This window comes from Pseudoruegeria sp. HB172150 (assembly GCF_013184805.1).
Lineage (GTDB): Bacteria > Pseudomonadota > Alphaproteobacteria > Rhodobacterales > Rhodobacteraceae > Psychromarinibacter.
The window spans coordinates 1-9,390 of record NZ_JAATNG010000011.1 but is presented as its reverse complement, the minus strand read 5'-3'; the positions used below and the strand labels follow the sequence as shown (position 1 = coordinate 9,390).

The 9,390-nt window shown below is 69.9% G+C and carries 7 protein-coding genes; 3 read left to right on the top strand and 4 right to left on the bottom strand.

Features of this window, described 5'->3' with window-relative positions; genetic code table 11:
* Positions 1-26: 26 nt before the first annotated feature.
* From HCO70_RS24460 to HCO70_RS24445, 4 genes are all read right to left on the bottom strand, one after another.
* A complete protein-coding gene (locus tag HCO70_RS24460; protein ID WP_172300541.1) occupies positions 27-1,442 on the bottom strand; it encodes a hypothetical protein in 1,416 nt (471 codons plus the stop codon).
* 8 nt (positions 1,443-1,450) lie between these two features.
* Entirely contained in the window at positions 1,451-2,131 is a 681-nt protein-coding gene (locus HCO70_RS24455; RefSeq protein WP_172300540.1) for a polysaccharide biosynthesis/export family protein, read from the bottom strand.
* A gap of 154 nt (positions 2,132-2,285) precedes the next feature.
* A complete protein-coding gene (locus HCO70_RS24450; protein ID WP_172300539.1) occupies positions 2,286-4,802 on the bottom strand; it encodes a tetratricopeptide repeat protein in 2,517 nt (838 codons plus the stop codon).
* A 78-nt stretch (positions 4,803-4,880) separates the two neighbouring features.
* The gene (locus HCO70_RS24445) at positions 4,881-5,546 is read right to left on the bottom strand and encodes a sugar transferase (RefSeq protein WP_172300542.1); all 666 of its coding nucleotides are present in this window, start codon (positions 5,544-5,546) and stop codon (positions 4,881-4,883) included.
* Positions 5,547-6,016: 470 nt separating this feature from the next.
* Between HCO70_RS24445 and HCO70_RS24440 the strand changes: the two genes are divergently transcribed.
* Genes HCO70_RS24440 through HCO70_RS24430 form a run of 3 tightly spaced genes read left to right on the top strand, consistent with a single transcriptional unit; the run spans position 6,017 to position 9,388 of the window.
* Complete coding sequence (locus HCO70_RS24440) at positions 6,017-6,949, top strand: ExeA family protein (RefSeq protein WP_172300538.1); 933 nt, start codon at positions 6,017-6,019, stop codon at positions 6,947-6,949.
* Positions 6,942-8,507 carry a lipopolysaccharide biosynthesis protein gene (locus tag HCO70_RS24435; protein ID WP_172300537.1) on the top strand — a complete coding sequence of 522 codons (1,566 nt, stop codon included), beginning with the start codon at positions 6,942-6,944 and terminating at the stop codon, positions 8,505-8,507. The genes HCO70_RS24440 and HCO70_RS24435 overlap by 8 nt, the downstream gene beginning before the upstream one ends.
* A gap of 23 nt (positions 8,508-8,530) precedes the next feature.
* The gene (locus HCO70_RS24430) at positions 8,531-9,388 is read left to right on the top strand and encodes a CpsD/CapB family tyrosine-protein kinase (RefSeq protein ID WP_172300536.1); all 858 of its coding nucleotides are present in this window, start codon (positions 8,531-8,533) and stop codon (positions 9,386-9,388) included.
* Positions 9,389-9,390: the final 2 nt, after the last annotated feature.

The following is a 9,390-nucleotide window of genomic DNA, read 5'->3' as shown; positions in this document are numbered from 1 at the left end:
ATTACGGTTTTGGTCTGTGTGTTTCTTTATGGGGACCATTTGAACTGTTTTGCGAGGATTATTTCGATTTTGTTATCGTTTGCGTTTTTCTGGTTCTGTGATTGTGAGAACCTGTGTGTGAGGGCTGTTGTGAGTGTCCAGTCCTGCGGGAGGTTCCTGGAGTAGGAAGCTGAGGCGGTTGCGCGTGTTCTGTCTGTTATGGCGTCGCCCGAGACATGTCCGTAGGAGAGGCTGAGGCCGAGGCTGTCGCGAGTGTTGATCTCGTATCCGTATGCGATGGAGGCTGCGGTGGTGCGTCGGAGGTCTCCGTCGTCGTCGATGCCGGGATTGGAGGAGAGGGCGAGGCGGAGGGAATGTCCCGGGCGTTCGGCTGTCCAGGCGAGGCTGGCGGCGGGTTCCGGGTCGTGGTTTTCGGGGAAGGCGGCGGCGAGGGAGAGGACGATGTCGCCCGCGGGCAGGTCGTAGGCGCGGGTGAGGCCGGCCTGGGTCCAGCCGCCGGCGGTTGTGACCTCGTGGGAGAGGTCGATGGCGAGGGATCCCGTGGGCAGGTCGCGGAGATAGCCGAGGCTTGCGGTGAATCCGGTCTCGTCGGGCGGATCGGCTGGAAGCGCGGACCAGGTTTCCTCGATCACGGTCCAGCCGATGCTGGCGGAGAGGGTTGTATCTGGGCCGACGGAGCGGGTGGCGCCGAGGCTGAGGGACCGGGTGTCACGCTCGGTGCCCTGGACGTCGTCGGCCTCGTATTCTGAGCGGGTATAGGTGAGGCGGGTCTCGGTGGCGGGCCCGGGGCGCAGGATCAGGGCGAGGCTGCCGCTGCGGGTGCGGCTGTCCTCGAGATCGGGATCTGTGGTGTCGGAATAGTCGCGCCGGGTCTCGGAGAAGGAGAGCGCGGAGCCGAGGGGTCGGTCGAGGCCGGTTTCCAGGGCGAAGCCGAGGCTGCGGGTGGTCAGGGTGCCGCGGTCGACGATGGCGGCGTTGGGATCGTCGAGATCCTCCTCGGTGAGCTCGGCATCGAGATCGCGGATGCGCTGGCGGGCGCTGAGTTCCAGGCGGGAGCCGAGGCCGAAGCGTTCGTAGGAGAGCGCGATGTTCGGGCCGCGGAAGCCGGGCTCGGCGGGGGCGCCGGGGCCGTCGCCGGTGCGGAAGGTGTCGGAGATCGCGAAGCGCAGGGCCTGGGTGCGGGTGATGCTGTCGAAGCCGACGGAGAGGTCGGTCTCGGACAGGGTTGTGGTGCCGGCGGACTCGGGGTCGAGCTCGCGGTTGTCGCTGACCGAGAGCGAGGTGGAGATGCCGAAGGTGAGGACCGGTCCGCCCTCCTCCTGGGCGGCGGCGGGCAGGATGGCGGCGGGCGCGGCGAGGGTGGCGGCGGCGGCGAGGCCGGCGGCGGCGGCACGGCGACGCCGGGTTCGCCGGGGGCCGGGAACCGTCGGGCGCGGGGTCATCGGCGGCGCTATTCGAAGAGGTGACGCGACGGGACGACCACGACGTCACCGGGGGCGAGCTGGGTTGCCGGGCTGATCCGGGGGCCGTTGCCCTTGCCGCCGAGGCTGAACAGGTAGACCCGGGTACTGCCGGAGGCCGGGTCGGTGCGGTGCAGCTGGATGCGGGTATCGGCGGCGAAGGGGGTCAGGCCGCCGGCCTCGGCCAGGAACTGCAGGATGGTTGTGCCCGGGGACACCTCGCGGCGGCCGGCCTGGGCGACCTCACCCATGATGAAGACGTCGATGACGGGCGCGGTATAGGGGAGTGCCGCGGCGGGGGCGGGGCGCTCGGCGAGGGCGGCGACGGAGACCGCGACGGTGGGCTCGGAGGCGAAGTTCGGCGCCAGGCCCGCGGCCAGGGTGCGGCGCAGTTCGCCGAGGCTCATGCCGCCGGCCTTGAGGGTGCCGACGAAGGGGAAGGCGATGGTGCCGTCGGGCAGCACCAGGGTGGAGCGGTTCAGGCTGGGATCCTCGAGCACCTCGATCTGCAGCGTGTCGCCGGGGCCGACGGTATAGCCCTGGGCCTGGGCGGCGCCGGGGGCAAGGCCGGTGACCAGAAGGGAAGCCAGTCCGGCGATCAGGCCGGTGACCAGGAACAGCAGGCCGGCCGGCAGACCGGCGCGGCGGGCGGAGTTGGTTCTTGCAAGCATCTCGTACCTTTATGCCTTCGGCGTCGCGCCGGCACTATGCCCTGTCGCGGGCGCGGAAGAAATCATCTCCGCGCAGGTTTTCCGCGCGGTGCGGCAGATTTGCCGGTTCCGCCGGCCGGGGAAGCAGGCGGGGGAAGCCGGCGGGGGAAGCGGCTCAGTTCTCCGCCTGCGGGACCGCCGCCTCGAGGCGGGCGATCTCGGCGGCGACCTCGGCGCCGAAGGGCAGCGCGTTGGGGCCGGCGGCGAGCAGGTCCTGCGCGGCGCGGTAGGCCTCGAGCGCGTCGGCGTCGCGGCCGGCCATCGCGTAGGTGCGCGCCAGGTGGTAGCGCACCGTCGGGTCCTCGGGCAGCGCCTGCGCGGCGGGTTCGAGATAGGACAGCGCCTCCTCGTGATTGCCGAGCCGGGCGGCGATCCAGCCATAGGTGTCCTGGAACTGCGGCACCTCGGTGCCGCGCAGCCGGCGGGCGATGCCGAAGGCGCGCTGCAGGCTCTCGTCATCCTCGCGGAACGAGGAGATCAGGCTGGCCAGGTTGTTGGCGATCACCGGCGCGGCGGAGTTCTCCTCGTAGAGCTCCTCGTAAAGCGCGATGGCGGCCTCGATCTCGCCGTCGCGTTCCAGCTCGGTGGCTTCGGTCCACTTCAGGTAGGCGCCGCCGGGCACCGCGGCGCGGGCCTCGGACAGCACCGCGCGGGCGGTCTCGGACTCGCCGCGGCCGCGGTAGAGGTTGTAGAGCGCCATCCAGGCGCGCTCGTCCTCGGGGCGGTCGGTGAGCACGGCGCGGATCGCCTCCGCGGCCTCGTCCGGATTGCCCTCGATCGCCTTCAGCGCGGCGGCGAAGAGGCGCAGCTGGGTGTCCTGCGGCCGCTCGGCGAGCAGGGTCTCGAGATAGTCCAGCGCGCCGGCGGTGTCGCCGCGCGCCAGCCGCATCCGGATCGCCCCGGCGGCGGCCTGGTTGTCGCCGTCCTGGCTGGCGGCGAGATCCTCGAGAAAGGCCTGCAGCTCCTCGCCGCGGCTCTGCGCCGCCAGCAGCCGCGCGGTGAGCCGGTCGGCCAGCGCCTTCGCCCCATCCCGGGTCGCGTTCCGGGTCGCGTTCCGGGCCGCCGTCTCCGGGATCTCCGCCTCCTGCGCCTTCAGCGCGTCGATCACGCCCTGGGCGCGGCCCCAGTCCTCGAGCTGCAGGTAGATGTCGCCCAGCATCGCCAGGATCTCGAGATTGCCCGGATCGAGGCGCAGCGCGTCGACCAGCACACCCTCGGCGGGCAGCAGCCGCTCGTCGGCGGCGAGATAGCCGGCATAGCGCAGCGACGGCGCGGGCGCGCCGCCCGAGGCCTCCACCGCCAGCGCCAGCATCTCGCCCATCAGCTCGCGGCTGCCGGCGCGCTCATGCGCCTCGGCCATCAGCGTCAGCACGGCGGGGTCGCGCGGCGCCTGGTCCAGCGCGGCGCGCAGCTCGACCAGCGCCGCCTCGGGCCGGTCGTCGCCGATCATCCAGCTGGCGCGCATCTTCAGCGCCTCGACATTGGTGGTATCCTCGGCCAGCACCTCCTCGACCAGCGCCCGGGCGCCGACCGGGTTGCCGGTCTGCTGCAGCATCCGCGCCAGCGCGATCTTGATCCGCCGGGTCTGGTCCGAGGCTTCGGCGGTGTCGAGGATGTCCTGCATCTCGGCGATCGCCGCGGCGCGGTCGCCGGTGTCGAAGATCAGCCCGGCGCGGACCGAGCGGTAGAGCGCGCGGTTCGGATCCCCGGCTTCGGTTCCGTCCAGGATGCGTTCGATCTCGGTCAGCGCCGCTTCCGGCCCCTGCAGCTGCGACAGGAACACCACCAGCGTCATCCGCGCGTCGGGGCTGTCGTCCTCCGGGTCGATGCGGCTGCGCAGGAAGTCCTCGGCGGCGTCGCCGCGGTCCTGCGAGACGTACCAGCGCACCAGCATGTCGCGGTTCGCCTGGTCGTCGGGGAAGCGGTCGATCATCTGGCGCAGCTGCGCCTCGATCGCCTCGGGCCGGCCGAGCTGCTGCAGCACCGCGAGCCGCAGCGCGTAGAGCACCTGTTCGTCCGGATCCTGTTCCAGCCCGGCATCGAGCTCGGTCAGCGCCGCCTCCCAGTCCTGCCGCGCCAGCCGGTCGTCGATCACCAGCTGCCGCGCCAGCCGCAGCCCGGGCTGCTCCTGCAGCAGCTCCGACGCCTCTTCGGCCACCGCCGCCGCGGCGGCGGGATCGCTGCCGCGGGCCTCGCGGTAGCGGACGCCCAGCTCCACCGCGCGCAGTTCCGGGTCGGTCTCGCCCGCGTCGAGCAGCGCCGCGGCGGCTGCCGCGTGGCGCTCCGCCGCTTCCCAGTCGTCGGCCAGCGCCGCCAGCCGCGCCGCGGCGCGCTGCGCCTCGAAGTTCTCCGGGTCGGTCTCGGTGAGGGCCTGGTACTGGCCGTAGGCGCCGGCGATATTGCCGCGCGCCTCCTCGATGCCGGCCATCAGCTGGCGCGCGCCGGGATGGTCGGTGTCGAGCCTGAAGACGTTGCGCAGCTCGATCACGGCGCGGGCGACGTCGCCCGCGGCGAAGAGTTCGGCGGCTTTCTGGAAATGCGATTCGGCGCGTTCCTCGGCCGAATCGCAGGCGGTCAGCAGGCTGGCGACAAGCAGGCAGGCGAGCAGGCGCCGCGCGGTAGGTGGAAACATCGGTAACCCGTCAATCTTTGGGGCCGGGGCCGCCGGTGGCGCCCCGGGCCCCTCAGGGCCGCGCGGCGCCGCTGGCGGTCAGCGGCCGGTGCACCGCAGGATCACCCCGACGGTGCGCCGGATTATGTCGAGATCGGTGCCCAGGCTCAACCCGGCCTCGTAGCGGTCGTCGAACTCCGCGCGGGCGGCGAAGCTGGTCTCGTTGCGGTCGGAGACCTGCCAGTTGCCGGTGATCCCCGGGCGCAGCTCGAAATAGCTCCGCCCCGGGTAGAGCTTGCGCTGCTCGACCATCATCGGGCGCGGCCCGACCAGGGACATGTCGCCTTTGAGAACGTTCCAGAGCTGCGGCAGCTCGTCGAGCGAGCACTTGCGCAGGAAGGCGCCCAGCCGGGTGATGCGCGGGTCGTCGTCGAGCTTCTGCTTCTCGTCCCATTCGCGCCGCGCCGCCGGGTCGGCGGCGAGATGCGCCTCGAGCCGGGCCTCGGCGTCGGGCACCATGGTGCGGATCTTCAGCAGCCAGAACACGCGGCCGTCGCGGCCGATGCGGCGCTGCCGGAAGAACGGCCGGTGGCCGTCCATCAGCAGCGTCGCCAGCGCCGTCACCGCGATCAGGACGAGCGCGATCGGGGCTGCGAGAAACAGCAGGAAAAGGTCGAGAACGCGTTTGCCGAAGCTGCGATAGAGCGTTACACTACCGGAAGATGAGTAGGAGTTAGCGTAATCAACGTCCAGGTGATTACGCATGTGGCCGGGATGAGAAATGCCCGCGCCAATGGAGCTCTTGAATTGGAAAGCCATAAATCTGGCACCCCCGAAAATGCCTATAAAAACCCAATAGAAGTGACGGCCACGAGAAAAAGTGGCCCGGCTGCACGACTGTTTCCGGCCATGCGACCGCCTTGATTCTGCCTCATTCAACGATACGCTAACACTTCCGAGAGTAAACTCATTTTTGTGCGCGCAAGGCTTGCGGCGGTGGCGGCGCACGGGGATACTATTGCAGTCACGGCGGGCGGTTCCGGTGGGAGGGGGGCCGATCCGCATATGAAAAACCACATTGTTTCAAGCAGAAATCCGGCATGATCGAGCGCCCGGTTCCGACACCACAGCAGGCCGTTGCCCGGCGCGGCCGCCGGGGGTGGTCGGGGTCTGTCCCGGTCATGTGGGAAACAACGGGCGTCCTGCCGCATTATTGAGCCGTTTTTAGGAACCAGATGGCCCCCAGCTCCCTTTACGTCGACTTCTTCGGGTTCACCGAACGGCCCTTCACCCTGGTCCCCGACCCGGGCTTTCTGTACTGGTCGCCGCAGCACAGGCACGCCTATTCGATCCTCGAGTTCGGCATTCTCTCCAGCGCCCCGATCACCCTGGTCACCGGCGAGATCGGCGCCGGCAAGACCACCCTGGTGCAGGCGCTGCTCGCCGGCATCTCCGACGACATCACCATCGGGCTGATCTCCAACGCCCAGGGCGGCCGCGGCGAGCTGCTGCAATGGATCCTGAACGCGCTCGGCGTGCCGTTCGACGCCGGCGCCGGCTATGTCGCCACCTTCCAGGTGCTGCAGGACTTCCTGCTTGCCGAATATGCCGCCGGGCGGCGGGTGATCCTGATCATCGACGAGGCGCAGAACCTGTCCCGCGAGGGGCTCGAGGAGCTGCGCATGCTGACCAACGTGAACTCCAACAAGGACGTGCTGATCCAGCTGATCCTGGTCGGCCAGCCGGAGCTGCGCGACATCGTCCGCGCCCCGGACATGCGGCAGCTGACCCAGCGCATCGCCGCCTCCTTCCATCTCGACGCGATGGACGCCGACACGGTCGCGGACTACATCCGCCACCGCCTGCGCACTGCCGGCGGCGACGGCGGGGCGTTCAGCGACGGCGCCTGCGCCCGCATCCACCGCGCCACCGGCGGCGTGCCGCGGCTGGTCAACCAGCTCTGCGAGTTCGCCCTGCTCTATGCCTGGGGCGCCGGCCAGCACCGGGTCGACGAGGAGACCGTCGCCCAGGTGCTCGACGACGGCGTGTTCTTCGGCGCCGCCGAGGAGCCGCCCGAGCCCGACACCGTGTCCGACCCCGACCCCGAGCCCGAGCAGGCGCTGGAACCCCTCATCCTCTTCAGAAAGAACGGCGGCCAGGATGGATGACCTGAAATTCTACTTCTCCCTGTTCCTGCGGCGCCTGCCCTGGTTCCTGGTCGTCTCGACCGTCATCACCGCCGTCGCCGTCGCCGTCGCGGTCTCGCTGCCGCCGGCCTATGTCAGCCAGATGCGCCTGGTCGTCGAATCGCCGCAGATCCCCGAGGATCTCGCCGCCTCCACAGTGCGCACCCCGGCGCTCGAGCAGCTGCAGATCATCGAGCAGCGGCTCCTGACCCGCGCCAACCTGCTCGACATCGCCCGCAAGCTCGACGTGCTGCCCGATGCCGCCGAGATGACCCCCGACGAGATCGTCCGCGCGATGATGGCCCGCACCGACCTGCGCACCTCCTCGGGCCGCGGCGAGGCCACCATGATGACCGTCTCCTTCGAGGCCGGCAGCCCCGCCGCCGCCGCCGGCGTTCTCAACGAGTATCTCACCCTGATCCAGGAGGCCGATGCCGAGTTCCGCCGCGGCCGCTCCGGCGACACGCTGGAGTTCTTCGCCCAGGAGGTCGACCGCCTCGCCGCCGAGCTCAACGAGCAGAGCGGCCGCATCATCGCCTTCAAGAAGCAGAACTCCGGCGCACTGCCCGACAGCCTCGACTTCCGCATGGCCCGCCGCTCCGAGCTGCAGGAGCGCCTGGTCGCCATCGAGCGCGACATCTCCCGCCTCACCGGCCAGCGCGACCGCCTGCAGCAGCTATACCTGACAACCGGCCGCACCGAGGTGCCCCCCGCCGGCACCGCGACACCGCCCAGCGAGGCCGAGCTGCAGCTGCGCGGCCTCGAGCGCGAGCTCGACGAGGCGCTGCTGGTCTTCTCCGAGGAAAACCCCAAGGTGAAGCTGCTGCGCGCCCGCGTCGACCGGCTCGAGGCCGATATCGCCGCCCGCGCCGCCGAGGCCGCCGAGACACCGCCCGCGCCGCCCCCCGCCGGCAGCACCCAGGCCAATATCCTCAACGCCCAGATCGCCGAGCTCGACAGCGAGATCGAGCTGCTGCGCGAGCAGAAGGACTCCGTCCAGACCACCCTCGACGGGCTCACCGACACCATCGAGCGCACCCCCGAGATCGCCAGCGCCCTCGAGGAGCTCGAGCGCGCCTATGCCATCGTCGAATCGCAATACGACACCGCCGAGAACCGCCTCTCCCGCGCCCAGACCGGCGATCTCATCGAGAGCCGCTCCCGCGGCCAGCGCGTCGCCGTCATCGAGCAGCCCAACACCCCCAGCACGCCCACCAAGCCGAACCGCGTGCTGATCGCCGGCGGCGGCGCCGTCCTCGGCATCGCCGCAGGCCTCGGCCTGATCGTGCTGCTCGAACTGCTCAACGGCTCGATCCGCCGACCCGAGGACCTGGTCCGCCGCTTCGGCATCTCGCCCTTCGCCACCATCCCCTATATCCGCACCCGCCGGCAGGTCTTCCTCCAGCGCGGTCTCAAGCTCCTCGTCATCCTCGCCATCGTCGTCGGCATCCCCGCCGCGATCTACGCCATGCATGTCTACTACCTCCCCGTCGACCTCGTCGCCGACAAGGTGATGAACCGGCTCGGCGTCCGCTGGTAGCCGCAACCCGAAAGGAGACCGCAATGGAACGGCTTCAGGCGGCCATCGAAAAGGCCCGCGAACAGCGCGACGGCAACGTCCCCACCGCAGCAGCCGCGGCCCCCGGGCCCGCAGCAACCGCCACACCCGAACCCGCCACGCCCGAACCCGCCGCCGCCGACCTCGTCGACGCCGCCTGGATCGCCCTGCCGGAAATCCGCCTGCGCCCCGACCTGCTGATGCGCAACCGCATCGTCACCCTCAAAAGCGGTGCCGCAGCCGCCCCCTACGACATCCTCCGCACCCGCCTCATCCAGCAGGCCCAGGCCAATAACTGGCGCCGCATCGCCGTCGTCTCCCCGCATTCCAACTGCGGCAAGTCCACCACCGTCGCAAACCTCGCCTTCGGCCTCGCCCGCCAGTCCGCCCTGCGCACCGTCGCCCTCGACTTCGACCTGCGCCGCAACGGCCTCGGACGCATCCTCGGACAGTCCGGGCACGTCCCCATGGAAAAGCTCCTCGAGGGAGAGGTCCCCTTCGCCGACATCGCGCGCCGCCACGGCACCAACCTCGCCTTCGCCCTCGGCTTCGGCGCCTCCCGCCGCTCCGCCGAACTCCTGCAGAGCCGCAGGACCGAGGCCGTCCTGCAGGCCATCGAGGCCGACTACGCCCCCGACCTGATGATATTCGATCTGCCGCCAATGGCCGCATCCGACGACAACTTCGGCTTCCTCGGTCGCGTCGACGCAGCCCTCATCCTCGCAGAAGCCGAAAACACAACACTCACACAGATCGACGTCACAGAAAGACAGGTCGCAGACCTCACAAACGTCCTCGGTATAACCCTCAATAAATGCAGATACACTCAAGGCGCTTACGGATACGAAGACGGATATTACTGAGG

Excerpts from the sequence above, each read along its gene's own strand:
- HCO70_RS24460 (WP_172300541.1), bottom strand. The coding sequence starts at position 1,442 with ATGACCCCGCGCCCGACGGTTCCCGGCCCCCGGCGAACCCGGCGTCGC.
- HCO70_RS24455 (WP_172300540.1), bottom strand. The coding sequence starts at position 2,131 with ATGCTTGCAAGAACCAACTCCGCCCGCCGCGCCGGTCTGCCGGCCGGC.
- HCO70_RS24450 (WP_172300539.1), bottom strand. The coding sequence starts at position 4,802 with ATGTTTCCACCTACCGCGCGGCGCCTGCTCGCCTGCCTGCTTGTCGCC.
- HCO70_RS24445 (WP_172300542.1), bottom strand. The coding sequence starts at position 5,546 with ATGCGTAATCACCTGGACGTTGATTACGCTAACTCCTACTCATCTTCC.
- HCO70_RS24440 (WP_172300538.1), top strand. The coding sequence starts at position 6,017 with ATGGCCCCCAGCTCCCTTTACGTCGACTTCTTCGGGTTCACCGAACGG.
- HCO70_RS24435 (WP_172300537.1), top strand. The coding sequence starts at position 6,942 with ATGGATGACCTGAAATTCTACTTCTCCCTGTTCCTGCGGCGCCTGCCC.
- HCO70_RS24430 (WP_172300536.1), top strand. The coding sequence starts at position 8,531 with ATGGAACGGCTTCAGGCGGCCATCGAAAAGGCCCGCGAACAGCGCGAC.